The organism is Vibrio sabulosilitoris (assembly GCF_055391395.1).
Window position 1 is genome coordinate 2263842 of record NZ_AP029599.1, and the last position, 25743, is coordinate 2289584.

Annotated in this window: 25 protein-coding genes and 1 pseudogene; 12 read left to right on the forward strand and 14 right to left on the reverse strand. The window is 47.7% G+C overall.

Features of this window, described 5'->3' with window-relative positions; translation table 11 throughout:
• Nucleotides 1-53: 53 nt before the first annotated feature.
• Entirely contained in the window at nt 54-755 is a 702-nt protein-coding gene (locus ACZ5R2_RS10725; RefSeq protein ID WP_464902245.1) for an SLATT domain-containing protein, read from the reverse strand.
• Between the two features lie 349 nt (nt 756-1104).
• On the opposite strand from ACZ5R2_RS10725, the gene sbcB reads away from it, so the two are divergent.
• From sbcB to cdd, 4 genes are all read left to right on the forward strand, one after another.
• Nucleotides 1105-2532, forward strand: a complete 1428-nt coding sequence (gene sbcB / locus ACZ5R2_RS10730; RefSeq protein ID WP_464902246.1) for an exodeoxyribonuclease I — start codon at nt 1105-1107, stop codon at nt 2530-2532.
• A 15-nt stretch (nt 2533-2547) separates the two neighbouring features.
• Nucleotides 2548-2925 (forward strand): CidA/LrgA family protein, encoded by a 378-nt coding sequence (locus ACZ5R2_RS10735; RefSeq protein WP_464902247.1) that lies wholly within the window; start codon nt 2548-2550, stop codon nt 2923-2925.
• 2 nt (nt 2926-2927) lie between these two features.
• Entirely contained in the window at nt 2928-3608 is a 681-nt protein-coding gene (locus ACZ5R2_RS10740; protein WP_464902248.1) for an LrgB family protein, read from the forward strand.
• A 141-nt stretch (nt 3609-3749) separates the two neighbouring features.
• Complete coding sequence (cdd, locus tag ACZ5R2_RS10745; protein ID WP_464902249.1) at nt 3750-4637, forward strand: cytidine deaminase; 888 nt, start codon at nt 3750-3752, stop codon at nt 4635-4637.
• 129 nt (nt 4638-4766) lie between these two features.
• On the opposite strand, the gene ACZ5R2_RS10750 is transcribed toward cdd, so the two are convergent.
• A complete protein-coding gene (locus ACZ5R2_RS10750) occupies nt 4767-5246 on the reverse strand; it encodes a response regulator (RefSeq protein ID WP_464902354.1) in 480 nt (159 codons plus the stop codon).
• Nucleotides 5247-5277: 31 nt separating this feature from the next.
• Entirely contained in the window at nt 5278-6696 is a 1419-nt protein-coding gene (locus tag ACZ5R2_RS10755; RefSeq protein WP_464902250.1) for an SLC13 family permease, read from the reverse strand.
• Between the two features lie 260 nt (nt 6697-6956).
• Here ACZ5R2_RS10755 and purT point away from each other — a divergent pair, with 260 nt between their 5' ends.
• A complete protein-coding gene (gene purT / locus ACZ5R2_RS10760; protein ID WP_464902251.1) occupies nt 6957-8132 on the forward strand; it encodes a formate-dependent phosphoribosylglycinamide formyltransferase in 1176 nt (391 codons plus the stop codon).
• Between the two features lie 88 nt (nt 8133-8220).
• Here purT and ACZ5R2_RS10765 read toward each other — a convergent pair whose 3' ends face one another.
• Nucleotides 8221-8916 carry a thiopurine S-methyltransferase gene (locus ACZ5R2_RS10765; protein WP_464902252.1) on the reverse strand — a complete coding sequence of 232 codons (696 nt, stop codon included), beginning with the start codon at nt 8914-8916 and terminating at the stop codon, nt 8221-8223.
• Nucleotides 8917-9040: 124 nt separating this feature from the next.
• The gene (gene ihfA / locus ACZ5R2_RS10770; RefSeq protein ID WP_438458361.1) at nt 9041-9337 is read right to left on the reverse strand and encodes an integration host factor subunit alpha; all 297 of its coding nucleotides are present in this window, start codon (nt 9335-9337) and stop codon (nt 9041-9043) included.
• A 590-nt stretch (nt 9338-9927) separates the two neighbouring features.
• Here ihfA and ACZ5R2_RS10775 point away from each other — a divergent pair.
• From ACZ5R2_RS10775 to ACZ5R2_RS10795, 5 genes are all read left to right on the forward strand, one after another.
• Entirely contained in the window at nt 9928-11208 is a 1281-nt protein-coding gene (locus ACZ5R2_RS10775) for a TolC family outer membrane protein (RefSeq protein ID WP_464902355.1), read from the forward strand.
• 1 nt (nt 11209) lies between these two features.
• Nucleotides 11210-11854 (forward strand): OmpA family protein, encoded by a 645-nt coding sequence (locus tag ACZ5R2_RS10780; protein WP_464902253.1) that lies wholly within the window; start codon nt 11210-11212, stop codon nt 11852-11854.
• Nucleotides 11855-11998: 144 nt separating this feature from the next.
• Nucleotides 11999-12349, forward strand: coding sequence for a DUF2750 domain-containing protein (locus ACZ5R2_RS10785; RefSeq protein ID WP_464902254.1), 351 nt, complete (start codon nt 11999-12001; stop codon nt 12347-12349).
• Nucleotides 12350-12464: 115 nt separating this feature from the next.
• Complete coding sequence (locus ACZ5R2_RS10790; protein ID WP_464902255.1) at nt 12465-13934, forward strand: ATP-binding cassette domain-containing protein; 1470 nt, start codon at nt 12465-12467, stop codon at nt 13932-13934.
• Nucleotides 13935-13965: 31 nt separating this feature from the next.
• Nucleotides 13966-14772, forward strand: a complete 807-nt coding sequence (locus ACZ5R2_RS10795) for an HAD family hydrolase (RefSeq protein ID WP_464902256.1) — start codon at nt 13966-13968, stop codon at nt 14770-14772.
• Nucleotides 14773-14787: 15 nt separating this feature from the next.
• Here the strand turns inward: ACZ5R2_RS10795 and queC are convergent, their stop codons facing one another.
• The 5 genes and pseudogenes from queC to ACZ5R2_RS10820 all read right to left on the reverse strand — a co-directional run.
• Nucleotides 14788-15474 (reverse strand): 7-cyano-7-deazaguanine synthase QueC, encoded by a 687-nt coding sequence (gene queC / locus ACZ5R2_RS10800; protein WP_464902257.1) that lies wholly within the window; start codon nt 15472-15474, stop codon nt 14788-14790.
• 10 nt (nt 15475-15484) lie between these two features.
• Nucleotides 15485-16153: a 7-carboxy-7-deazaguanine synthase QueE gene (gene queE, locus ACZ5R2_RS10805; protein WP_464902258.1), complete on the reverse strand. Its 669-nt coding sequence runs from the start codon at nt 16151-16153 to the stop codon at nt 15485-15487.
• A 61-nt stretch (nt 16154-16214) separates the two neighbouring features.
• On the reverse strand, nt 16215-17612 hold the full coding sequence (locus ACZ5R2_RS10810; RefSeq protein ID WP_464902259.1) for an NUDIX hydrolase: 1398 nt from the start codon (nt 17610-17612) through the stop codon (nt 16215-16217).
• Between the two features lie 3 nt (nt 17613-17615).
• Entirely contained in the window at nt 17616-18089 is a 474-nt protein-coding gene (locus tag ACZ5R2_RS10815; RefSeq protein WP_464902260.1) for an N-acetyltransferase family protein, read from the reverse strand.
• A 312-nt stretch (nt 18090-18401) separates the two neighbouring features.
• Nucleotides 18402-18827 (reverse strand): annotated as a pseudogene (locus tag ACZ5R2_RS10820) (ATP-binding protein); the annotation flags it as partial.
• Between the two features lie 126 nt (nt 18828-18953).
• Between ACZ5R2_RS10820 and metA the strand changes: the two are divergent.
• Nucleotides 18954-19895 carry a homoserine O-succinyltransferase MetA gene (gene metA / locus ACZ5R2_RS10825; protein ID WP_464902261.1) on the forward strand — a complete coding sequence of 314 codons (942 nt, stop codon included), beginning with the start codon at nt 18954-18956 and terminating at the stop codon, nt 19893-19895.
• 182 nt (nt 19896-20077) lie between these two features.
• Here the strand turns inward: metA and ACZ5R2_RS10830 are convergent, their stop codons facing one another.
• Nucleotides 20078-21655, reverse strand: coding sequence for a BCCT family transporter (locus ACZ5R2_RS10830; RefSeq protein ID WP_464902262.1), 1578 nt, complete (start codon nt 21653-21655; stop codon nt 20078-20080).
• Between the two features lie 355 nt (nt 21656-22010).
• Nucleotides 22011-22934: a LysR family transcriptional regulator gene (locus ACZ5R2_RS10835; protein ID WP_464902263.1), complete on the reverse strand. Its 924-nt coding sequence runs from the start codon at nt 22932-22934 to the stop codon at nt 22011-22013.
• A 209-nt stretch (nt 22935-23143) separates the two neighbouring features.
• On the opposite strand from ACZ5R2_RS10835, the gene ACZ5R2_RS10840 reads away from it, so the two are divergent.
• Complete coding sequence (locus ACZ5R2_RS10840; protein WP_464902264.1) at nt 23144-24340, forward strand: MFS transporter; 1197 nt, start codon at nt 23144-23146, stop codon at nt 24338-24340.
• Between the two features lie 7 nt (nt 24341-24347).
• On the opposite strand, the gene ACZ5R2_RS10845 is transcribed toward ACZ5R2_RS10840, so the two are convergent.
• Both ACZ5R2_RS10845 and ACZ5R2_RS10850 read right to left on the reverse strand, forming a co-directional pair.
• On the reverse strand, nt 24348-24881 hold the full coding sequence (locus ACZ5R2_RS10845; RefSeq protein WP_464902356.1) for a cobalamin adenosyltransferase: 534 nt from the start codon (nt 24879-24881) through the stop codon (nt 24348-24350).
• Nucleotides 24882-25080: 199 nt separating this feature from the next.
• Nucleotides 25081-25536, reverse strand: coding sequence for a hypothetical protein (locus ACZ5R2_RS10850; RefSeq protein ID WP_464902265.1), 456 nt, complete (start codon nt 25534-25536; stop codon nt 25081-25083).
• Nucleotides 25537-25743 lie beyond the last annotated feature (207 nt).

The window sequence follows — 25743 nt, forward strand, 5'->3', positions numbered from 1 at the left end:
CAATTTTGCGAAGCAAAAATACCAAGCGTTTTGTGTCCGTCTTAAGCAACTTGTTAACCGTTTTTCTCAACACCATTAAGATATTTAGTAAACACCTCGCTAGCGCCAACCATGTCCGTAATAAATACCACTTCAATTATTAGTAAAATAACAGGCAGCGCTAGAGGGTTCAAAGACTGCCAAAGTGCAGTAGCCCATACCTGAAGACGCTTTAAACCCGTGATTCTGTAATCACGAGTCATTTCCAGCATCGCGAATTTGTAGTCACTCGAAATATGATTTTCCGTATCTGTTGATATATCAGAATAGCGATCTTGATAAACTCGCAAATCTTCATCAGAGATGGAATTTTTCGTATCCATTTCACGGTCAATCGCGCGAATTAACTCTTTCAGCTTATCACCACATTCAGTCAACTTCTCCGCTCTTACATCATATCTAGCAGTTGCTATAACCACTGAATATACAAGCACTGAAACTGCAAGAAAGATTTGCATCATGCCCAAGACATTCGTTTCATAAGCCAATTTAACCCCCGAACTTTGCATTAGCGGGATAAATATCAAACCCAAAGAAAGAACTGTCGTTGTAAAGAATGAAAACCTAGCCTGCCTTTGTAAACGTGCGGCTGCAAAATAACGGCATTTAGCTGTGGCCCTCATACTCATCTTCAGCTTTTCAACTGCAGTTTTATCTGTTCTTTCATTGAGCTCTAGTGCAAAGAACCAACTAAAAAATTGTCTTATTATATCCAAAACTTCTCCATTACTATTGACGGCTAACGCTTATCATGAGGCACCTAGCCTCATGATACTCTGACACCAATCCAAAAATTGAGACTTTATCCATTTAAAACAATACCATAGCTTCAAAGACCTTACCACAACACCGGCGAAATGTGGCAAGTAGCAGCTTCCTTACCTCCACACTGTAGAGATGCGCTTCGCAACCCCAAACAGAGTCGATCAACCAACAAGACCAAACTCGATCGCTGCAATCAGCACTTTTTTTAGAATAATCCTTGCTTGGGTTATGCGAAGTATCAGATACTTCAATCAGATATAACGCTTTTGAAATCACACATTTCAAGCACCGGATTACAATATGCCTACAGACAACCAACCAACTTTCTTCTTCTTCGATTACGAGACCTGGGGCACCAGCCCAGCCAAAGATCGCCCTAGCCAATTTGCCGGTGTGCGCACTGATGCCGACTTCAACATCATTGGTGAGCCTTTGGTGATATACTGCCAGCTGCCATCGGACTATCTGCCCTCACCCGAAGCGGCTCTGATCACCGGGATCACACCACAAAAAGCCAATACCGAAGGGCTCCCAGAGCCAGAGTTTATTCGCCGTATTCACCAAGAGCTATCAAAACCAAATACCACAAGCCTTGGCTACAACAGCATTCGCTTTGATGACGAAGTGACGCGCTACACCTGTTATCGCAACTTTTATGACCCATACGCTTGGAGTTGGCAAAATGGTAACTCGCGTTGGGACTTGCTTGATGTGATGCGTGCGTGTCATGCGTTAAGACCAGAAGGCATCGAGTGGCCTGAGAATGACGAGGGCTTTACCAGCTTTAAACTTGAGCACCTCTCGGTTGCCAATGGTATTGAGCACGCTAACGCCCACGATGCGATGGCGGATGTGGTGGCGACAATTGAGTTAGCCAAGAAAGTCAAAGTGGCTCAGCCTAAGTTGTTTGATTACTTCCTGCAGTATCGCCACAAGCGCAAGCTTAATGAGCTGATCGATATTGTTGAGATGAAGCCACTGGTTCATGTTTCTGGAATGTTTGGCCGTGAGTGTCAGTACACCAGTTGGATTGTTCCAGTTGCGTGGCATCCAACCAATAAAAATGGCGTGATTGTGGTTGATCTTGCTCAAGATGTTTCACCACTTCTTGAACTGGATGCCGATACCTTACGTGAGCGCCTATATACCAAGCGCAGTGAACTTGCTGCAGATGAGCTTCCCGTGCCAGTTAAGCTGGTGCACTTAAATAAGTGTCCCATTCTCGCCCCAGCTAAAACTCTGACCGCAGACAATGCCGCGACCATTGGTATTAATCGCCAACAGTGTTTGGATAATCTCGCCTTGCTGCGCCAACATCCTGAAATCCGTGAAAAGCTACTCGTCATCTACCAGCAAGAAAGAGAGTTTGATACGTCCAATCAAGATGTCGACAGCATGCTGTACGACGGCTTCTTTTCACCAGCAGATCGCGCAGCGATGGAGATTATCTTGTCTAGCGCACCTGAGGCATTGGGCAGCCTGGATATTACTTTTGATGACTCGCGAATTGAGCCACTGCTGTTTCGCTACCGCGCCCGCCACTACCCTTGGACACTGAGTGATGTGGAGCAGCAAAAATGGCTGGCCCATTGCCGTGATTATTTTGAGTCGCAGCTGCAGGATTACTCACTGAATCTCGAGAACTTGGTTCATGAACATGAATCCGATGAAAGCAAAATACGCGTACTCAAAGCGGTTTATCAGTACGTAACTAAATTGGTCAATTAACCGGGGTGGCTGCGAGTGATACTTAAAAAACTTTTGATCACACTGCGCGAATACTTGATTTCGTTTGCCATTATTGCTGCTTGCCTTGCGGTTGGTGTTGGCTTGCAGCAACTCCTAGCGATTGCCATCCCCGGCAGTATTGTCGGCATGTTGATCTTATTTACGTTATTCAGCTTGAAAGTCATCCCGGTTAAATGGGTCCAACCGGGAGCGAGCTTGTTTATCCGCCATATGATTTTTCTTTTTGTGCCAATCAGTGTTGGCTTGATTGCCCACCTTGACTTACTGCGTGAAAACGCGCTAGCGATTGTGCTCAGTGTCGCCATCGGATCCGTTCTAGTTCTAGTCACAATGAGCTGGAGCATCAACAAGCTACTCAAGGAGAAAGCCTAATTATGTGGTTTCTCATCACTCTTGTGGTATTTATCGTCGTGCGCCGCGTCTGCATCAAAGTTGGCTCGCCAATATTTAACCCCATGTTGGTGTGCGTGTTAGTTTTGGTGCCATTGCTATTAACGCTCGAGGTCGATTACGCCGAATATTATGCAGACAACGCTTGGGTAACTTGGCTACTGCAGCCTGCTGTGGTCGCACTGGCGGTACCGCTTTATCAGCAACTACCGGAGATCCGTCGGCGCTGGCAGATCATTTTCTTAAGTTGCGGTGTGGGTAGTGTCATGAGCATGGTCACGACACTGATGTTTGCCACGTGGCTTGACGTTGATGCTGAGTTGCTTGCCAGTATGATGGGTAAATCGGTTACCACACCAATCGCGATGGAAATTGCTAGCTTCCTTGGCGGCGTGCCTGCAATTGCCGCAATTATGGTGCTTGTCGCTGGACTTGTTGGCTCCATTTTAGCCTATCCGATCTACCGTTTGCTCAACATTACCAGCCCTATTGCACGTGGATTAACCATGGGCTGTGTCTCTCATGCTTTGGGCACTGCCACCAGTGCTGGTAAAGATCCTCAGGATGCTGCTTTTAGCTCGCTATCCCTAGTTCTCTGTGGCGTGATCACCTCAATAACCGCTCCGTCAATCATGGGCTTGGCCATTTGGTTTACAAACTGGTAACTCTAAACAATACCGAGAGGTGATCACCATCACTAATTGGGTGCAATTTAATATTATTGCAATACATATAAATGATATTGATCACGGAAACAATCGTCTACTCATCTAAAATTACCTCATAAACTCCATCGAGGAACTCGTATGTCATCGCGCTTTGACCAAGCCTTGTCACAAATCCCAAGCAATTATAAAGCTGCTTTCTCTGCCCTATTGTGCACAGACCAATTCAATGGCGTCATTGAGCCACAACAATTTCAAACACTACAGCGTCAAACCGGGTTTGAACCAAGTGAGCTGAAACTTGCCCTACTGCCTTTTGCAGCTGCCTATTCGTACGCACCGCTGTCCAATTTCTTTGTTGGCGCAATTGTCGAAGGGCTATCAGGTCGACTCTATTTTGGTGCCAATATGGAGATTGCGGGTGCACAGCTCGCGCAAACCGTTCATGCAGAGCAATCCGCCATCAGCCATGCTTGGATGAAAGGTGAACATGGCATTAGTGATATCACCATTAACTACAGCCCTTGCGGCCATTGCCGCCAATTTCTCAATGAGTTGACCACAGCAGAGTCACTCACTGTGCAACTACCGCAGCGCGATCCAATGTCACTGCAGGCCTATTTGCCAGAATCATTTGGCCCTAAAGATCTTGGTGTAACCGAAGGACTCATGACGCCAGTATCACACGGCTATGAGTTAAACAACGCAGGTAAGCTGATTACTAGCGCTATCGAGGCTTTAAATATCAGCCATTCGCCTTACACCAACAACTTAAGTGGCGTAGCCCTGCAAACCAAAGATGGCGCAGTGTTTAAGGGCGCGTATGCAGAGAATGCCGCCTTTAACCCAAGCCTGCCTCCCCTTCAGGTAGCAATGGCGCAACTGCTACTCAGCGGCTACCAACTCGACGACATCCAGCAAGCCGCACTAGTGGAGCTGTCCAGTGGCAAGATCAGCCACCTACCAGAAACCCAGTCAACACTCGAAACCATCAACCCAGAAATAACGGTTGAATACGCAGCCCTATAAACTTACCTGTATTACCACTTGTGTTTTGGGGTTCTCAACACACGCTCCAAAACACTCGAATCTCGGAACGAAGTGTAACCCGCGCCTCGCGCCTAAAAAAAGAGAGCCATCAGGCTCTCTTTTTTGCGTTTACTGTATTTTAAGTCGCTCAAACACCGTCTGCGGGTCGAGATAATCGACATACGCAAGGTGGTCAAGCTTGTTATCAAACACAAAACGGGTAACTAAGATACGGACAGTATCGATCAGTTGCTTAGCCTGCCAAGGTTTCTCGAAATAGTGCTGAACACCGGCTTGGTTGATTGCTTCAATCGTATCACCATGTGTCGCCTGACCGGTCAAAAGGACTTTCTTTGTGTTCGGATAACGACCATCCTCATGGATATCTTTTAGCAGTTCAACCCCGGTTTTGTCCGGCATCATATGATCTGAGATCACCAAAGCAATATGCTGCCCCTCAGCGTCCAGTTCTTCGATAAGATCGAAGGCTTCGTCCGCAGACTCACAGCCTTCGATTTGTAACCAAGAAGAGAGTGGCTCGAGATCAGAAACCACGGCGGTCAATACTTCTCGTTGATCATCAACACAAATTACATATAGAGATTCCATCATACCTCCCTGATAGAACGATTGAGCGGAACTACTGAATAAAGCCGACGATATTCAGGATCCAAACCATCACGAAACTAAGCGCGACACCAATCAAACCCAAGATCACACCCACGCGTGCCATTTGCTTGGTATTCACAAAACCCGTGGCGTGAGCCAGTGCGTTCGGTGGCGTACTGATCGGCAGAGACATACCCAGCGATGCTGCAAAAGTCACCACAAGGATAAGAGTCATAATGCCGCCAAGCGGTATCAGCCCGTCCATCGACATACCCAGCGCCGCCATAATTGGCATTAGCAAGTTTGCCGTTGCGGTGTGGGACATAAAGTTCGCCATCAACAAACACAGCGCCGCGGCACCCAGCAAGACTGCATAAGGTGACAAACTGCCAAACGGAATGGTGTTAACCACTAGTTCCGCCAAGCCAGTACGGTCAAGCGCCAGACCAAGTGCGATACCACCTGATACCAACCACAACACATCCCAAGAAATACCCTTAAGGTCCTCTTTGTTGATAATGCCGGTCATTGAGAACACCGCCACTGGAATTAACGCTACCGTGTACGAGTTCATGCCGTGAGCAGAGCCCATTAGCCACAACAAGATAGTCAGACCAAACGTGAAATACACGATCATCGCTTTTGGCGTCTTAAGGAACTTGCCTTTGATATCCAGTTTGACCGTCTCTTGATCCGATGGGTACAACTTACACATCACAACCCAAGCGATTGCCATCATCACGATAACAAATGGAATGCCGAATGCCATCCACTCACCGAAGGTAATCGTGTATTCATCAACCAAATATTTGAGCGCAATCGCATTTGGTGGAGTGCCGATAGGTGTGCCGATACCACCAATGTTGGCGGCAACAGGAATACACAAAGCAAGTGCAATCCGACCTCGATCCCCAGCCTTAAACACCGCAATCACTGGCGCAAGGATCGAAAGCATCATTGCCGTGGTTGCCGTGTTGGACATAAACATCGAGAACACGCCAGTGATCAACATCAGACCGAGCATCACATACTTGGGTTGATTGCCAAACGGCTTGAGCATGACCCGAGCCAAGTTGACATCAAGTCGGTATTTGGTGGCCGCCATCGCAAGGAAAAATCCCCCCAAAAACAGCATGATAATCGGGCTGGCAAAAGTCGCCATCAAGTCTTGATGGGCAATCAGCTCACCAAAGCCTGGCTCACCCAAGCCGCTGCGTGCCCAGAGTATCCCCTTGTCCGAAAGGAGCAGTAACTCAAGCACAATGATCACAACCGAGGTGGCGTAAATCGGGATAGGCTCAAATACCCAACAAAGGGCTGCAAGTAAAAAGATAGCAATCACACGCTGTTGAATAATCGTCATGCCTTCAAATGGAAACGCACTGGTTGGCAACAACAAAATAACAAGAGGGATCACGAGAGGAATAATAAATTTTGGTGACAGTTTCATAACGACTGTAATTCCATTTAAAGGTTCCTTAACAAAAGTGGTTTACCCAGTTGGGGGTAAACGGCGGTAATTGGTATTTTGTCCTAAATGGCACATCAATTACTAGTGGCTAGATCAATGAATCTTCAGTGTTTCTTCCTCATCGGTGGATTAACCGCCATTTAGAACAGCACTGAACGCAAACGATTGCTTTTGCGCGTAAATACAGTATGATCCGCTGCGAAATTTCCAACTTCGCGCAAGCACAAAGAGGATTGTCTATGTTTGGTACTGCTACTGCGAAAAATGCAACAAAAGTGTTACTACTCGGCTCAGGTGAACTGGGCAAAGAGGTCGCTATCGAATGTCAGCGACTTGGCTTTGAGGTGATCGCCTGCGATCGCTATGAAAACGCGCCAGCAATGCAAGTTGCCCATCGAAGCTACGCGATTGATATGCTTGATGGTGATGCGTTGGAGGCATTGATCAATCAAGAGCAACCGGATTACGTAGTACCAGAAATTGAAGCGATCGCTACCGATAAACTGGTTGAGCTTGAGCAAAAAGGTCTCAACGTTGTCCCAAGTGCTAAGGCAACCCAGCTGACTATGAATCGCGAGGGCATTCGTCGCCTTGCGGCAGAAGAGCTGGAGCTCGTGACCTCACCATATCAGTTTGCGGATGATTACGACAGCTTCGTCGCAGCGGTTGCAGCGGTCGGCGTACCTTGTGTGTGTAAGCCAGTAATGAGCTCATCGGGTAAAGGCCAAAGCGTTATCAAGACTCAGGCAGATATTGAATCGGCATGGGAATACGCCCAAGAAGGTGGTCGTACTGGCGCTGGTCGCGTTATCGTTGAGGGCTTTATCGACTTTGATTACGAAATCACGCTACTAACAGTACGCGCCGTTGATGGTGTGCATTTCTGTGCGCCTATCGGCCACCGCCAAGAAGATGGTGATTACCGCGAGTCGTGGCAGCCTCAAGCAATGTCAGAGACCGCACGTAAGGCAGCAGAGTACACTGCAGAGCAGATCGTCAATGCACTCGGTGGCTACGGTATCTTTGGTGTCGAACTGTTCGTTAAGGGTAACAAGGTTATCTTCAACGAGGTCTCCCCGCGCCCACACGATACCGGCTTAGTGACGCTTATCTCACAAGACCTGTCTGAGTTCGCACTGCACGTGCGCGCTTTCACTGAGCAGCCAATCGCCGCGATCACCCAATACGGCCCTGCTGCATCGGCGGTAATCCTTGGCCAAGGTCAATCAGAGAATATTCAGTTTGACGGCCTAGCTGACGCCGTACGCGAACCACAAACTCAAGTTCGCCTGTTCGGTAAGCCAGACATCAACGGCCGCCGCCGACTAGGTGTCGTCGTCGCCAGACGCGACAACGTACAAACCGCCATCAACGACGCGGTAGCCGCAACTAAGCGCGTCAAGATCGTCTACTAATTTGTATCTTGTAACAGCATTGGAAAATAAAGCCTTCAAACTCTGAAGGCTTTATTTTATTTAAGTGCTCGATTCAATGACCGCACACTCAGCAATCCTCGCTCCCCGTAGGGCTATACCCGTCCTCATGCCCCGCCCCTTTTTTTAGAACCAATACGCTCTCAGCAAAATAGCTTAAACCACGTTCCGCGCGCTTAGGATGTGACTCATCAGCCACCTCTGTCGCTAATCGAGTGACGTTGTAACCAGGAAACAGCTGAGTTATCTCCTGCTCAAGGACACTAAACGGTGGGCCTTGCATCTCATCTTGCTGGTACTCTAGTGTTACTAACAGAATCTGACCACCCGGCTCAAGTAGTGAGTCGAGTCGCTTTGCATAATCGGCTCTCATCTCTTGAGGCAGTGCTATCAAGGCGGCGCGGTCATAAATCAGAGAGACCTTTTCCAGCGGCGCGGTAAACACATCGCCAGTATAAATAGAGAGTTCATCGAACTGATACAGCTCGTGTTGACCAGACACCTTGGTAACCATTGGCGTATAGAAGTGCTCTGAGAAAAACGCTCTCACCGCAATTTGGCTTAACTCTACGCCTTGAACGTCATCGTGACGTTCAGCAAGCCAAACCAAATCTTCACTCTTACCGCATAAGGGAACCAACACCTTTTGTGAGCGTAAAGGCTTGAGTGCATCCCAGTGTTTGATCAGTAACGGGTTGACTTCAGGAAGGTGGAATCCAATGGAATTTGAGGCCCATTTATTGTGCCAAAACTCGGCATCTCTCATTATATTTCCCTGCAGGTGACTTTGTGTCGCCATCATACGAGGGAACGCCTGGGAAGGGAATAGAATGGTGCACAGCCAGAAGACAAAAAAGCGATCTTACGATCGCTTTTTTGTTTAAGAGGGTTTATCCATCAACCTTTAAACTCTCTACTCGAGACTTGAGCTTCTGTCCCGGACGGAACGTCACCACACGTCGAGCTGAGATTGGGATGTCTTCCCCGGTTTTTGGGTTTCGACCCGGGCGTTCATTTTTATCCCTGAGATCAAAGTTACCAAACCCCGACAGTTTCACTTGCTCGCCATTCTCTAGAGCTTTACGAATTTCTTCAAAAAAAACTTCAACCGTTTCCTTGGCGTCCCGTTTACTGTAATCCAGTTTTTCGAACAAATTCTCTGCCAAATCGGCTTTTGTGAGCGCCATAAAACTTCCCTCAAAGCTAATTTCATCTTCGCTGCGCTTGCAGCACCTTACTTTTGCTCAGTCTTTCAAAGACCTACAGACCGAACTTACGAAAGTGTAAGCCAACCTTATGATTTTCGCCAACTTTTTACTGCGCTACAGGCAATTAACATCAAAACATGACAGCATATAATGCTGTTTAATGAAATTTCCATGACATCATCAGCAAGCAACAGACAACTATCCAACATATAAACTTAACCATACTACTTGCAGTAGAATTTATAGCTTTTATTGGTAAAAGTGTCATTGGACAAAATCATCGCTTACGCCGTAAACAATACACTATTTTTCAACAACTTGTATTTGATTAGGCTCATAATTTACAACAGCCTGACTCAGCAGAAAATGAAAAAGCTTCACATTTACGCTAATCGATTAATTCCATTAAAAAACTTTAAAACAAGCGTGGGTTTACTATCTTGTGTTAGGAAGCAATAAATTAATCAAAATTTTATGAAATTCTGACACTTAGCTCAGTGTATTCATCACCTTGTAAGGCTGTCGAGAGACCAAGGAGAGATCTTGTGAAGTTGAACGTTGCAATTGCCATGGGCATCGCCCTATCCTCCGCTCAGCTTAGTAGTGCTCAAACGCTTGAGCAGGCGGTGGCACACACGCTAAAAACCAACCCCAATATTAAAGCCCAGTACAATGAATACGTCAGCAAGCGCTATCTACGCCGAGCATCTGGAGGGCAGTACTTGCCGAGCATTGACCTGGATGCTGGCATTGGCTTTCAAGACACAGAGAGTCCTGAGTCCGATTTTGGTGACCTTACCGGGCGTGAGGTGACACTTTCTCTGACTCAACTGCTTTGGGATGGCAATGCCACTCTCAATGATATGGATCGCACCGCGGCTGATGCCGAGTCGGTACGCCTACAGTTGGTGGCTGATGCACAGGATATTGCCCTGGAGGTGACAAAAATTTACCTTGATGCGCGCCAGGCGTTCGATCTGTTAGAGCTCTCAGAGGGTAATCTACGCACCCATAAAAAAATCTACACCGACATCAAAAAACGTGTCGATTCTGGGATTGGCTCAACCGCCGATCTCTCCCAAGTTGAAGCACGGATCGCCAAAGCGCACGGCAATCTTCTTGCCGCACAAAACAATATGTATGACGTCCACACTCAGTTTACTCGAATCGTGGGCATGGCACCTCAGGGGCTAATTTACCCGCGCGCGGACGAGAACTTTATTCCGCCATCGCTGCAAGATGCGATTGATATGGCCTTTGAAGATCATCCAGTGATCAAGGTCAGCCAAGCCGATGTCGACTCCGCCAAATTTCAGTACAAACAGTCTAAAGGGGTCAATTTGCCAACCTTTACCATTGAGGCGTCACAGACATGGCGCGATGACATGGATGGTCTAGCAGGCAGTGACGACGAAACCTCTCTGATGCTACGCATGCGCTACAACCTGTATAACGGCGGGAGCGACAGCGCCAGACAAGACAACTTTGCTTATCAGCTTAATCGCTCAAAAGATCTGCGTGATAGCGCCTATCGCCAAGTCGAAGAAGGACTGCGCCTGGCTTGGAGCGGTTTAGACCTAAGTCGTCAGCAAAAGCTTTTTTTGGCCGATCACGTTGATTCAGCATCCAACACTGTGGTCGCCTATGAAAAACAGTACAAAATCGGTAAGCGCACCCTACTCGATGTACTCAATACCGAAAACGAGTTGTTCGAAGCCCGCAAATCTTTCTTAGACGCCAAATATGGGGAGCAGTACGCCAAATACCGTATTCTCAATGCCACCGGCGTATTACTCCAGTCGTTAAGAGTGGAATCGCCGCAAGAATGGTCACAGCAATTGGAGTATTAGTATGAAAACCTGTTCTTTGATATCGCTTGGCCTAATGGCGACCTTGTCTACCTCAGTACTCGCCGATGCGGTCTATGTTGTAAAAGACGCCAATGACGAATACGACTATCGCCCTGTTCCCGTCGCAACGCAAATTCACGACTTGATGGATGATGACCGCGATGGTGTCATTAATGCACGCGATATGTGTCCCGGCACACCGCGTGGGGCAGAAATCGATAACGATGGCTGTGGTGGGATGATTAGCGCCAGCTCACAAATGCAGCTGTACATTCTATTTGCTAACGACTCAGCGGAGATCAGTCCGGCATTTATGAACCAGATTCGTGAAATGGCAATGTTCTTAAAAGATTTCCCCCAGACTTCGATTGAGCTTCAGGGCTTTACCAGTAAAATCGGTGGTGTTGAATATAACCTCGATCTCTCCAAGCGCCGTGCTGCTGCCGCGCAAGCCGCCCTCAATCGCTACGGTATTGGCTCTGATCGAGTTAAAATTGTCGGTTTTGGCGAGTCACAGTTGGTTCGTGATGGTGAAGATGAGATCAGTCATGCTCTTAACCGCCGGGTGGTGGCCACGGTAGTCGGGCTTGAAAATGTGGTTGAGATGGAATGGACTGTTTATACGACTCTGCCCAACAAACGCTAAGCCCTATTTCTTCTCTGAGAATATCGTAATAGACAGAACTTTTCTTTGCACGCGCGGTAGTTTGCGTACCTGTGTGCTAGGAAAAGTGCTATAGTGAGCGGGAAAACGAAGAGTCCTCTTCACACCACTATTGAGATATTCACAATGACAAAACTGACTGAAAATATTGAAGCTAACCTAGAGCTTTTCATTAGCGAATCAAAACAAAACATGAAAGTTTGGGGTCTTCGCAATGAAGATGGTTGGCTTGCGGTTGACTCAACCGAGTTTGAGAACTCAGAAGTGATGCCTTTCTGGTCTAGCGAAGAAGATGCTAAGTACCACAACGTTGAAGAGTGGGCCGACTTCGAAGTGCTAGAGATCCCTCTGGATATCTTCGTAGAAGACTGGCTGGTTACCCTAGATGAGGACGGTGTTCTTATCGGTCCAAACTGGAACGCTCAGCTAGAAGGCAAAGAGGTTGAGCCGGCTGATATCGCCAAGAAATACTTGTAAAGGCATCAGCAGCACTTCAAATTGAAACTGACAAGTTAAACTAAAGCTCTGCATGTCGTGCAGAGCTTTTTACTATCTAATTTTGACTATCTAAGTGGTGCGCAAGGAAGTGAGCATGACGATCAATTTTAATCAGGTCTATTACACCAGTCCAACGACCGAATTAACCATCGAACACTGGTCAATTAAGCCTCAAGAGTCATGGGGAATCCTTTGCGCTGACCAGACCACCAGCGCACTGATTGGTGACCTACTCTGCCAAGAAGCGAGTGTGACTCACGGTCAGCTTGACCTTAATCAAAGAGCCATTGAACCTGTCTCTCTAAAGCAACAACAGCAGCTGCTCGAACTCGAAATCGCCAATGACGATACCGATTTTCTTGACCGCCTTGATCACGGCAGCTCAGTGAAAGATTTGGTGATGGCCTGTTGCGTTAATTCCGATCAGTGCGAGCGTTTGCTGGAAGAACTCGATTTAACTCATCTGATGGGCCATGGTTTTCGTATGCTCTCAACGGGTGAGACGCGCCGAGTCATGCTTGCTCGAGCGATTGCCAGACAGCCAAACTACCTATACCTCGATGATCCCTTCGCTGGGTTAGATGCACAGCACAGAATCGACCTGCAGCATTATCTCACTCGCCTGTCTGACTCGATTGCTATCATCATCAGTGTCAATCGCCTAGAAGATATGCCACAGTGGGTTGATCAAGTTGCCATCTTTGCTGATCACCAGTTGGTTCAAACCGTTGCGGTACAAGACTGGCAGCAACACCCGGTCGTTAAGCAGCTAACATCGCTTGGCGAGCTGCAAAGCCAGCAGGTCACAGCCCTTTTAGATAAATATCAATACCAGCCACAACAACAAGCCCAACCGGTTTTTGAAATCATCGATGGCAAGGTGGAGTACACCGACCAGGTGATTTTTAATCAGCTCAACTGGACCATTAAAGCAGGTCAACACTGGCAGATTGCCGGGCCAAACGGCTGTGGTAAAAGCACCCTGCTTGGGCTAATCTTTGGCGACCATCCTCAATGCTACAGTAATCAAATAGAGCTGTTTGGTTATCAAAGAGGCAATGGTGAGTCTATCTGGCAAATCAAGCAGCATATTGGCCTGGTTTCCTCAGCACTCCATCTGCAATACCGTGCCAGTTGCACCGCCCTTGAAGCAGTGATCAGCGGTTTTTATGACTCAATTGGTCTGTACACTCAACCAACCAAACAGCAGCGCCAAGCGGCCCAAGAATGGCTGACGATCCTTCGCCTCTCTGATTGTCAAAATCAGCCTTTTCGTCAACTTGAATATGCTCAGCAACGGCTGATTCTATTAGCTCGGGCACTGATAAAACAGCCTAAGCTGCTGATCCTCGATGAGCCTTATCAAGGGTTAGATTATCTCGGCCGGCTGCTGTTTAACCAGACGATTCGCTATATCGTGGAGCACCAGTTAAGCCAAGTGCTGTATGTCTCCCACTATGAGCAGGACAACATTCCTGGCATCAACCATCGACTGACCTTTGTCTACAATCACGAGCAAGGCTGCTATCAAGCTCAGATTGAGTCTATCGAGTCATGCCAATAGATTTTTCAATTACTGTTAAAGATTGAACATTATGACTGAACGTTTAATTAAATTTATCGCCGCTGATATGGATGGCACACTACTGGACCAATATGGCCAACTGGACCCACAGATGTTCGAGCTCATCGACCAACTTGAGCAACAAGGCATTCGTTTCTGTGCGGCATCAGGTCGGCAGTACTTCAGCTTAAAAGACACTTTTGCACCGGTTGCTGATAAGGTGGTGTTTGTCGCAGAAAACGGCACCTTGGTGATGCATCAAGGTAAAGAGCTCTATAGCTGTACTATGCCCAAAGATGACATCGTGGCAATTATCAACTGCGTGCGAACCATCCCGGGCGCGACCATTGTGCTGTGCGGTAAACGCTCGGCCTATATCGAGACGCAGGACCCACAGGCGTTAGATGAGCTGCAAAAATACTATCACCAATGCCAATATGTCCCTAATGTTCTTGAGGTAGAGGATGACTTTATCAAGGTGGCGGTGTGTCATTTCGGCGGAACGGAACAATTGGTTTATCCAAGTGTATCGCACCACTTTGGCCATTCCCATCAGGTGGTGGTTAGCGCTTCGATCTGGCTTGATGTGATGAACGCTAATGCGTCTAAAGGCGCGGCAATTGAGCACCTACAGCAGCACTTTGAATTTGAAGCGCAGCATACAATGAGCTTTGGGGATTATCTGAATGATTTAGAAATGCTCGCTGTCAGCGAGCACTCTTACGCAATGGCTAATGCCCATGAAAGGGTCAAACGGGTTGCTCGATTCGAAGCCCCAAGCAACCGTGACGCTGGCGTGCAACGCGTTATCGGGCAGCTCCTAACAGAGATGAAGTAACGCATCACCTACCTATCAAGCCAGTTTGGCCTCTAACTCAGCCATCACGCTAGCACGATTGTCCAGATACTCATTGAGCCCTTCACAGCGGAGATGACACGCTGGGCAATCGCCACACCCATCACCGATGATGCCGTTGTAGCACGTCAAGGTTCGCTCTCGAACCAAATCTAGCGCAGTATATTTGTCTGCTAGCGCCCAGGTTTCGGCCTTGTTGAGCCACATCAGCGGCGTGACAATCTCCAGCTGGCGATCCATCCCTTTCACCAGTGCCTGGTTCATCGATTTTACAAACTCATCACGACAGTCTGGGTAACCTGAAAAATCCGTCTCACACACACCTGTGATCACTGAATCTGCACCGATCTGGTAGGCATAAATACCCGCTAGGGTGAGAAATAAGATATTTCGTCCAGGGACAAAAGAGTTAGGTAGCCCATTGTCTTGTAGTTCGTGCGACACGGGAATATCGTCTCGGGTCAGCGAGCTGATCGCCAGTTCATTCAGCAGACCAACATCCATCACTTTGTGCGCCGCAACGCCAAGTGATTGTGCGAGTTTCTCAGCGACCTCAATTTCAAGCCTGTGACGCTGGCCATAATCGAAGGTAATGGCATGAACTTCATCATACTGCTTCAGAGCCTGAACCAAACAAGTGGTTGAGTCTTGCCCGCCACTAAATACAACTACGGCTTTTTTCATTCTTTTTCTCCTAGGCAATTTGCAGGTATTTGTGGGTTTGAATCGACAGACGCCAGTTACGCTTGATGCAGGTATCAATGCACAGCTCGGTGGCACGTGGCTTTTGGCTGATTGGCTGCAGTGAAATGATCGCCTGTGGCGAAACCTGGGCACTTTCTAGCAACTCATCGAGTTGTTCGATGTCTTTTTGCGTGCCCACTGGATGCTTGATTTCGTCCGCTCTGGCCAGTGCTTGTGGCAGAACAGGCAACTGCCCTTTCATCGCCACTTTTGGTGACACGGTCACAAATGTATCATCAGAGGTACGTATCTCACTGGTACCACTGGTCTCAATCTGACAACGGCAACCAAGTGATTCAAATGCATGGGTCAACTCTGTTAGGTCATAGATACAAGGCTCTCCGCCGGTAATCACAATATGTTTAGCACTGAAACCTTGCTGGTGATAAATCGTGACCAATTGCTCAGCGGTTGTCTTGCACCATAGCTGTGAATCTTGCTGCTTAGCGATCACCTCTCCCACACTGCTCTCATGCTGCGGGTTTGCATCCCAGGTTTGCTTGGTATCACACCAGGCACAGCCGACAGGACACTCTTGCAGCCGAATAAACACCGAAGGCACGCCAGTAAAACTGCCCTCGCCCTGAATGGTCTCGAAAATTTCATTGAGCTTGTACAATGCTCACTCCAGTTACATTTGTCAGATTTTGCCAGCACCTTAATCGAGCTGCTGCAGAATATCAACCAGATAGCGGCCGACCTTGTGCCCTTGTGGTGAAAAAATAGCGGATAACGATCGATAAGTAAGCCAGTAACGCAGCCAGTGGTAGATAAAGCGACTGTACGGCCAACCACTCAAGGCGACTAAAGCTCGGCGGGCCGAGCACAAGGGTGAGATAGACACTGGGCATAACACACAAGCTCCCCCACCAAAATGGTAAACTGACTGGTGATAGTCGCCAGTTTGGCAGTAACAGCATCACTAAACTAACCATCATGATCACCACGAGCAGCTGGACTACTTCAATTGCGTACCAGCGGTAGCACACAACACATGCAAACACCGACAGAAACAGCCAGGCATAGCGTCCAATATACTTGGGATGTTGCCGCCAAATAAGCTTGGCGACAGCATAGCCTATCCCTACGCCAATAAAACCATCAATAATAAAGGCGTGATAACCGAGCGATAAACTCGTCAACGCAAACAGCATCATTACGGCATTGATAAGGTGCCACCTACGGTCTAAGTCGCACAATTGAGTCAGGCTATACCAGCTCGTCGCCCAGAGAGTTAGAGGCAGAGCTGGTAAACCATAGCCCATTCCTTGCTCTGTAAGCATACCAACATACTGGCTAGGGGATGGCGAAGATAGGACAAACATAGCAATGAAACAAACGAGCGCGGCCACAAGCTGGGCAAACAATAGACGAACAGCACTGGCAAAGTTATGACTCGCTAATACCATTATTATCGGTAAACAGAGAAGGATTGGGCTAAACAATATCCGATTTATCGCATCAATCCATCCCGTAAGCCTATCCCCCTGAATCATAGAGTCAGTGGCAACAGATAATAACTTCAACTCACCTTGCTGCCACCAAGAAGCTTCGCTCATTGCATTATCAATATACTTAACTGGATAGGAGTGCGTTTTTGATATCCATGCCTTGACCTTGGGCCATAGGGCCGGGTAACGATACTGCTCAGGCTGTACTAATTCGGGTTCGATAAGCAGAGCATCGGACACCTCAATGGCAAAGTGCGGCGCATGCCAAGATGGGACTGGTTTTCCTTTTAAGCGGTGGCGCGTAGAAAATGCAGTTAACATAGAGGTGGGAACGCATTCATAAACATGGGTTGAGCTCGTCGCGCCAATTTGACGCACGGCACTGACCTCAATCCCCGCCTCTTCCCACGTCTCGCGCTCGGCCGCCAAGCGTGAACTCTCACCCGGGTTTACCGCACCTCCTGGTAGTGACAGCTTATTACTCAGGGTTTCTTTAACCAACAAAAGCTTGTTGTCTGCGTGGATAACACACAGCGCGCCGTGGCTATTGGGCTTTGCTATTTCATCTGCCAGTAGAGGCAATGACGCAGCGGTAAGGACGATCAAAAAACACAGTGCGGCGCGCAAATGCTACTCCCTAACCACCTTCATCAAGCAGTGAATATGACTTTGGTATCCCTGAGTCAAATAAAATTGAGCCGCCGTGGGGTTAGAATCCCAGACCTCAACAAACAGATATCGAGCACCATAATCACCAAGTGTCTGCTCTATCGTATCCATCAATTTAGACGCTATTCCTGACTTTCGATAGTTTGACTCTACGTATAACTCATCGATACTGCCCATCATCACCGGCTTACTGACAGGGGATTGATACTGCCCAAAGTGGCCAGAGACAAATCCAACAACGTTACCATTATCGACAGCAACAAACACCAAGCACTCAGGATGGTCGAGGTAATGCGCGATGGTTTTATCGATTTCATTAGCAGGTTTAAACAGCTCAGGGGACAAAAGATGATGCTCATGATGCAGCTGATACATCATGCGATTGAGTCTATCGAGGTCAGCGCACTTTGCAGCTCTTATCGTGATTAGGGGCATTATTATTTGCTCTTGTTGTATCGGCACTGTTAAATGTTGATGATACTCCGTTTAAAAACAATGTACCAACTAACCAACTGCTCGGTGAGTCTGGTTTTGGGTCCGAACAAAGTGGGAATTTCGCTGCTCAGCTCTGATTAGACATTAGAATCGCTTTCGCTCTGGATAATCATGCTAAATCGTATTTGAGACAACTCGCTGACGAGGGAAACAGTATATCAGTATTAGTGACAGTCACTATATAAGTCGTGACGATTGGCTCGGTCGATACTCCTCAATCGAGTAACGTTGCAACCATCGATTTGGCACTGTCTGCCAGCGCTGCGCCATCTTGGCTATCGTCGATACGGGCACATCATGAATCGACTCAAACTCCCCTTTCGCTTCGACAATCTCAACCCTAAGCTTCAACTGCTCAGCAAGATCTAGATACGATTTCATTTCCCATAACCTGACAAAAGTATTCGAGACAACCACGGTTTTTCCCTCCAGCAACGCAAGACGCGCCTGTTGCTGACACCAGTCATGCGCTTGTGGCAAGTGCTGAGGGTCAAAACAGTAATGACCTGCGTTATTAACAAAATACATGTCCGCCTCAAGGTGCTGGTAATCACGATGCAAATCAACCAGCTTGCGCGCGTAGGTCGACTTGCCCGAACCAGGCAAGCCTCTGACAATGATTAACTTTTGTATGTTTGAAGACGACACACCTGCAGACGCCTTGTAAGATGGACTCATTAACAACCTTTGAGTTATTTTTATTTCTGGACGCCAATAATATTTGATTTAGCTATCGACATAAATCACAGTTTACGTTAACTTTGGATGTATAGACGTCCAAAATTACGCTTAGGGAGTAAAGCTGTGCCGATCAAGATACCCGATCAACTACCTGCCACTGATGTACTGCGCAATGAAAAAATCTTCATTATGTCGGAAACCCGCGCTGCTACTCAGGAAATTCGTCCACTTAAGGTACTGATCCTTAACTTGATGCCGAAAAAGATTGAGACCGAGACTCAGTTTCTGCGTCTACTGTCCAATAGTCCACTGCAAGTGGATGTCGAACTGCTACGCATCGACAATCGCCCAAGTAAAAACACGCCTGTTGAACACCTAGACACCTTTTATCGTCAATTCGAGATGGTCAAGGATCGCAACTTTGATGGCTTGATCATTACTGGTGCGCCACTTGGCTTAGTGCAGTTTGAGGATGTGCTCTACTGGGAACACCTGCAAACCATTATGAATTGGGCTAAAGAACATGTAACTTCAACGCTTTACGTTTGTTGGGCTGCACAAGCTGGTCTGAAACTTTTGTATGATTTACCAAAGCGTACCCGTAAAGAGAAGCTTTCTGGTGTCTATCATCACGATATCCACGACCCTTACCATGCGATTTTGCGTGGCTTTGATGACACCTTCTTAGCGCCGCATTCACGCTTTGCAGACTTTTCACCCCAGTATCTGCAAGATCACACCGATCTGGATATCCTAGCGACCTCAGATGTCGCAGGCGTATACCTAGCAGCCACCAAGGATATGCGCAATGTGTTTGTTACCGGTCACCCAGAGTATGACGCACATACCCTGCACAACGAGTATATTCGCGACTTAGGTGAAGGAATGGAGCCCGCAATCCCGGTTAACTACTATCCGAACAATTGCCCAGACAACAAGCCCATCGCTAGCTGGCGCAGCCACGGACACCTGTTGTTCGCCAACTGGCTAAACTACTGCGTTTACCAGCAAACACCATACGATCTTGATCAGTTTAGTGAGGCTAATTTTACTAAAGACGACTAAACCAAAGGGGGCGAGGTTCGGGGACGGGCGTTGCCCTACAGGGTACGAGGGGCTCGACGCGAGCGGTAAATTACTCGCTACTCGGAACGAAGTGTCCTCGCTCCTAGCCCCTGAAAAAGAAAGGCATACTCCGAAAAGTATGCCTTTTGATCTACTTAAAATTGTCCTAAACGCTGAAGCGCTTAGCGCCAGTCTTTTTCCGTGTTCATACCCATCAGCAAGCTCACACACATCGCCAGTAGCACGAAGGTGAATGGTAGTGCAGTGGAGATGGAGCCGGCCTGGAGTGCCTCGATGGCTTCGGTGCCACCTACCCATAGTAGAGCGGCGGCGATTGCGCCTTCCATAAATGCCCAGAATACGCGTTGCAAAACAGGCGCATCCACTTTACCGCCTGCGGTAATGCTGTCGATAACTAGTGAGCCCGAGTCTGAAGAAGTGATAAAGAACACCATAACCAGAATAATCGCAATAATGGATAGGAAGGTGCTCATTGGCAATACATCGAACATCTCAAACATTGCCAGCGAAACGTCTGTTAAGCCTTGCGCGCCCAGCTGGCCGACGTTGTTTACTACCTGATCAATGGCCATACCGCCAAAGACTGACATCCAGATTACCGTAACTGAGGTAGGCACAATCAATACCGCGGTCATAAACTCTCGCACGGTACGACCACGCGAGACACGCGCGATAAACATACCGACAAATGGAGACCAAGAGATCCACCAAGACCAATAGAATACTGTCCAACCTTGGAACCAGGCTTCATCTTCGCGCCCGTGAGGGTTGCTCAGTGGAATAAGGTTTTCTAGGTACGCCATCAAAGTACTTGGTACAGAGCCTAACACGACACTGTACCCAATCACGCCAACCAAAATCAGTAGTAGAAACGCGACGATAATATTGATATTACTGATGACTTTTACCCCGCCATCAATCCCGCGTAGAACTGATACTACCGCAAGCAAAGTCACAACTGTGATCACGACAATTTGCATGCCCATGCCAGCCTCAATACCAAACACGTGCTGGATGCCAGCTGCGGCTTGCTGCGCCCCAAGGCCCAAAGAAGTCGCAAGACCAAACAGAGTTGCTAACACCGCGAGAATATCAACGATGTGACCTGGCCATCCCCAAGCGCGGTCACCCAAGATAGGGTAAAAAATCGAACGAATCGACAGCGGCAGACCCTTGTTATAGCTGAAAAACGCCAATGAGACCGCAACAACACCATAAATAGCCCAAGGATGCAGACCCCAGTGATACATGGTCGCCCCCATCGCCAGTCTTGCAGCTTCCGGTGTGTTTGGCTCGACACCCAGTGGTGTCTCGAACCATCCCGTGTAATACGCTACTGGCTCAGCAACACTCCAGAACATCAGACCGATTCCCATGCCCGCCGCAAACAGCATGGCTAGCCATGAGAAAAAGGTGTAATCCGCAGTGGCATCTTGACCGCCAAGGCGGATCTTGCCAAATGGCGTAACAATCAATGCCAAACAGAAGATGACAAAAATATTGCCCGCCCAGATATATAGCCAATCAAAAGAGCCGATGATCTGCCACTTAATCCCATCAAGCACCGCTTTGGCTTGGCTGGCATCGAGTACTGCCGCCGCTAGCAGGAAGAATGTTATAAATCCTGCACTAATACCAAAAACGGGGTTATGGACATCAAAACCCCATTTCTGCACGTTATCTTGACCGACCGTATAGTCGGTACTGTCGATACTGTATTTATCTATACCTTTTGTCATTTGACCCTCTAATTTTTCCATATGAGACCAGAGTTATCCCACCGCTTTACGCGGCTGTCAGACTCAAGTCACTTTGGGTACAAATCATCAAAATGATCATTTGTTCGCAAAGTCACTTCTCTCTACTTTGGGATTTCACCCCTTAGTCAGTTATCAAATCATTGAAAACCCGGTTGATTGTACAAGCTTAGGCTATGACTGCCAGTCAATGAGTATAATCTGAGCAAGATTGATGGAATTAACCAAATGACTGCTGGCATATCAATCATTAACCGGCGCTCAAACAGTACTGTGTTTATCATGCTTAGCGACAAGCTGTATAACCAAGTTATGCAACTCGCTTCGACTGATCGCGTTATTTGAGTAAGATTCCCTCGTCGGACAACTTTTGCAAGATGTTGGTAGTTTGCAGACGAAAGTAGTCACGCAGCAACCGCACTGTTGGCGTGATCGACTGACGACTAGGACAGACTAGCCACAACTCCGTCGAGGTAGGAACGTACTCAGGTAATACACTCACCACACGCTGATTGAGGAGGTCATCAGCCATGTCCAGGCACGATTTAATGGCAAAACCATAACCAGAGACGCACCAACGCCGCACTAAGTCGCCGTCATTCGAGGCACGGTTACCCTTGAGCTTAACCTTGTGTAGCTCGTCGCCTTTAATAAAGCGCCATTCGTCTTGAACGATGTCACTAAGCTGGTAAAACAGGCCATTGAAGTGCCGGAGCGACTCAGGAGTATCCGGTATGCCATGCTTTTCAAGGTAACTGGGTGCTGCGCATAACAGCCGAGGCACATCGCAGATCTTAAAGCCGTACATATTAGCGTCATTGGGTGAGCCGTAGCGCAGTGCCATATCCACCGAGTCACGATAGAAGTCAATATTGCTATCGCTAATGTTGCTACGCAGCTCAACCTCAGGGTGCTCAAGTAGGAAGGTATCTAGCCACGGTGTCACTACATTTCTCCCTAAATCCGACGAAAGCGCGATGCGCACCTCTCCACCAAGCACATCAAGATCTTCTTGAATATTCAGTTTAGCGTTCTCTAACAACTGCAATGCCTGCTCACATTGAGGTAGATAGCGCTCGCCAGCAGGTGACAGCCTGAGCTGACGCGTGGTACGTACAAAAAGCTCAAAACCGATCTCTTTTTCGACCCGCTTTAGCGCGGCGCTCGCGGTGGCCATTTGCATGTCCATACTATTTGCCGCGGCGGTAATACTGCGAAACTCAGCCACTTTGAGTACCACTTGAAGATCATTAAGAAGCATATTTTCAATCTCTATTTGAGAATATATCTACCAATATAGTGTGTCTGCCTCAATCAACAAGTTCTTACACGCATATCCATCCAATTTGACAAGTTATCTCCAGCAAGTCGTGCCAAGGTACGATTTAAAGGCGATAAATCATACAATAAGTCTTCGCGCAAAGTCTCATTTCCGCTATACTAGCGCGCTGATTAATCGAGGAAAACCCCATGAACCAGGCCAAGCGAGCAGGCATTATAGCCTTGATCGGCATTCTTTTTATCGCGCTAAATCTACGTGCACCTTTTACCAGCCTTGCACCTGTGCTTGGTCAGATAATGACCGACCTATCGCTCTCGGCCTCATCAGCAGGGTTTCTCACTGCCCTACCACTGCTGTCGTTTGCGATTTTCTCACCAGTTGCCGCCACCGTATCACAGCGTATTGGTCTGTATAACAGCTTGTTCCTTGCCCTAATTTTAATTGCCGTGGGCGTGTTATTGCGCTCATCGGGTCATGAGTTGCCGCTGTATTTAGGCACGATATTGCTCAGTGCTGGCATTGCGGCAGGTAATGTCTTGCTTCCGGTGGTCGTCAAGGTGAGTTTTCCGTCCCGAATATCGGTCATCACATCGCTGTATATCTTCATCATGGGGGTGGGCTCGACCTTAAGCGCAGGTTTAATGGTCCCCCTATCGAGCTTTAGTTTTTCCAACCTCTCAGGTTGGCAGGTTGCTCTGATGTTCAATCTTATTTTTCCATGCCTAGCCTTAGCGGTTTGGCTGCCTCAACGCCAAAGCTATCAAACCAGCCGCCAACAGAATGGTAACCAGTCTAGTTCGACCCCGATGAGGACGCTACTCAAGTGCCCAATCGCATGGCAAGTTACGCTTGGAATTGGTTTAAACTCCTTTACATTTTACTCATTGGCTGGCTGGTTGCCGAAAATGCTCAGTGATTTGAACTATAGTGAGATTGACGCTGGCTATATCTACAGCTTTCTTCAGTTTTCCACCATGATCCCTGGGTTGATCATGTTGCCAATCCTTTCGCGTTCCAACAATCAGCGCGCCCTGATCACTCTTTGTACATCGAGTGTCGTTGTGGCCTTGGGGGGCATGGTATTTGTGCCAAGTTGGGCGATTTTGTGGGTCGGCTTATTTGGTCTTACCAACTGTTCCACCTTTATCATCGCCATGTCTTTTTTTGGTTTGCGGACCAATAACCCAAGCCAAGCAGCCGCGCTCTCAGGCCTTGCTCAGAGCATCGGCTACGCGCTAGCGGCGACTGGGCCAACCATTATCGGTTACACACATACCCTAACTGATGGCTGGGTCTTGCCACTTGGCGTCATTGCCGTCGTGGCGTCACTGTGTGTCGTGTTTAACAACCTTGCAGCGCGGGATAAAAAAATTCTTCAGGGGTAAAGCGTAACTACCCCTTGGCAGGATAATTGATGCTGTGATATTCCGGCTCTTCAATGCCATCGTATTGGTTGATTAAGCGAGTCAGAGCAAAGTAGTAGTTGGCCAGTAAATTGGCAAAACGGGGTAAGGTTGACGGTACCGCTTTACCCTCTTGCTCGACCTTAACTAATAGCCGCACCACTTTCTTGCTTAAGCTGCGACAGTAATGCAGTTGAACCACCGCCCCTTGGCCACGCGGCAGGACAAAGCGCTTGCCTTTATCTGCTACCTGCTCTTTGAAGTAAAAATACTCTTTTGCTAGCTGCTCTAAATCACTTTCAAAGATGCCACACTTGCCGCGGATCGAGCCATTTAAATGGAATAACTTGGGTTGCAGCCTCTCCAAAGATTGACGAATTTCAGGTTGCGTAACCGCACTTAGGGCCAGTCCCGTAAAGGTGCACAGCTCATCGGTTAAAATCTCATAATCACATAAGCAGCTTTGCTCAAAAATAAAGGGGTAGGCGAGCTCCCCAGGTTTGCCTGAATATTTCATAAGCAGATTTCTTTGTTGTTATATCAAGCCGATAGTCACATAGGGGCGCAGTTTGGTCAAACTTAAAGGTAGGATAAGGAAAAGCTAAAATAGGATAACTTACCCTATGGGGGCGAAACCAACTTAATGCTATGGGGCAAAGGTACAGCGCGCACCGCAGACCCTTCCCCTTTTGACCATTGACGTTAAGGTAATCAACCTTTACCTATGGTTGACTGACCGCTTTTATCAGCGGCGCCCATAGTTCTCGATTCTCGGTATAGGGCAGAAAAAGGAACACCAACATCATCAATTTCGCGCATAGTAGGCAATAAGCGCCGAGTGCTAAGGCACCAATCACTTCGCCCATAATACGGGTCACATCAGCATGACTAAGAGGCACCCCAAACGCTCTATAAGCCTCCAAAGCACTTGCAAAGCTCTGATAAATTTCATTACCCGCCAAGAGAAGAAAAACTGCCGTTAAGCCTTTGAGCATAAACCGTGGCGCACCAGTAACACACAATACTAGACACAAAAAGATCGCAAACAGTGCCGCAACTGGTATCACCTCGTAGCCTTTCGTCACTACCGTCATCCCCCAAATCTCAACTTTAGAAAAAGGGATCAATGTACTGCTTAGAAACATCATAAATGCCAAGCAGCCAAATTTGTTATTCATCTAAAACCTATCCAATTAAACGTATTTGTATATTTTTCTATCAATTTTCATTTTGATAGTATTTGTCATACTAATAAGCATATTTTAAAGTTTAATGAACTACCACGTTAACACTCAGTAGATGTTACGTCCGTCCCATCTATGTATATCCATCGCTTTCACTATTGCAGTGACATTTCTCAGGAGTTACCGCTAATCGGTATCATT

Coding starts and splice junctions, on each gene's coding strand:
- sbcB (WP_464902246.1), top strand. CDS start 1,105: ATGCCTACAGACAACCAACCAACTTTCTTCTTCTTCGATTACGAGACC.
- ACZ5R2_RS10740 (WP_464902248.1), top strand. CDS start 2,928: ATGTGGTTTCTCATCACTCTTGTGGTATTTATCGTCGTGCGCCGCGTC.
- cdd (WP_464902249.1), top strand. CDS start 3,750: ATGTCATCGCGCTTTGACCAAGCCTTGTCACAAATCCCAAGCAATTAT.
- ACZ5R2_RS10750 (WP_464902354.1), bottom strand. CDS start 5,246: ATGGAATCTCTATATGTAATTTGTGTTGATGATCAACGAGAAGTATTG.
- ACZ5R2_RS10755 (WP_464902250.1), bottom strand. CDS start 6,696: ATGAAACTGTCACCAAAATTTATTATTCCTCTCGTGATCCCTCTTGTT.
- purT (WP_464902251.1), top strand. CDS start 6,957: ATGTTTGGTACTGCTACTGCGAAAAATGCAACAAAAGTGTTACTACTC.
- ACZ5R2_RS10765 (WP_464902252.1), bottom strand. CDS start 8,916: ATGAGAGATGCCGAGTTTTGGCACAATAAATGGGCCTCAAATTCCATT.
- ihfA (WP_438458361.1), bottom strand. CDS start 9,337: ATGGCGCTCACAAAAGCCGATTTGGCAGAGAATTTGTTCGAAAAACTG.
- ACZ5R2_RS10775 (WP_464902355.1), top strand. CDS start 9,928: ATGGGCATCGCCCTATCCTCCGCTCAGCTTAGTAGTGCTCAAACGCTT.
- ACZ5R2_RS10780 (WP_464902253.1), top strand. CDS start 11,210: ATGAAAACCTGTTCTTTGATATCGCTTGGCCTAATGGCGACCTTGTCT.
- ACZ5R2_RS10785 (WP_464902254.1), top strand. CDS start 11,999: ATGACAAAACTGACTGAAAATATTGAAGCTAACCTAGAGCTTTTCATT.
- ACZ5R2_RS10790 (WP_464902255.1), top strand. CDS start 12,465: ATGACGATCAATTTTAATCAGGTCTATTACACCAGTCCAACGACCGAA.
- ACZ5R2_RS10795 (WP_464902256.1), top strand. CDS start 13,966: ATGACTGAACGTTTAATTAAATTTATCGCCGCTGATATGGATGGCACA.
- queC (WP_464902257.1), bottom strand. CDS start 15,474: ATGAAAAAAGCCGTAGTTGTATTTAGTGGCGGGCAAGACTCAACCACT.
- ACZ5R2_RS10815 (WP_464902260.1), bottom strand. CDS start 18,089: ATGCCCCTAATCACGATAAGAGCTGCAAAGTGCGCTGACCTCGATAGA.
- ACZ5R2_RS10830 (WP_464902262.1), bottom strand. CDS start 21,655: ATGACAAAAGGTATAGATAAATACAGTATCGACAGTACCGACTATACG.
- ACZ5R2_RS10835 (WP_464902263.1), bottom strand. CDS start 22,934: ATGCTTCTTAATGATCTTCAAGTGGTACTCAAAGTGGCTGAGTTTCGC.
- ACZ5R2_RS10840 (WP_464902264.1), top strand. CDS start 23,144: ATGAACCAGGCCAAGCGAGCAGGCATTATAGCCTTGATCGGCATTCTT.
- ACZ5R2_RS10850 (WP_464902265.1), bottom strand. CDS start 25,536: ATGAATAACAAATTTGGCTGCTTGGCATTTATGATGTTTCTAAGCAGT.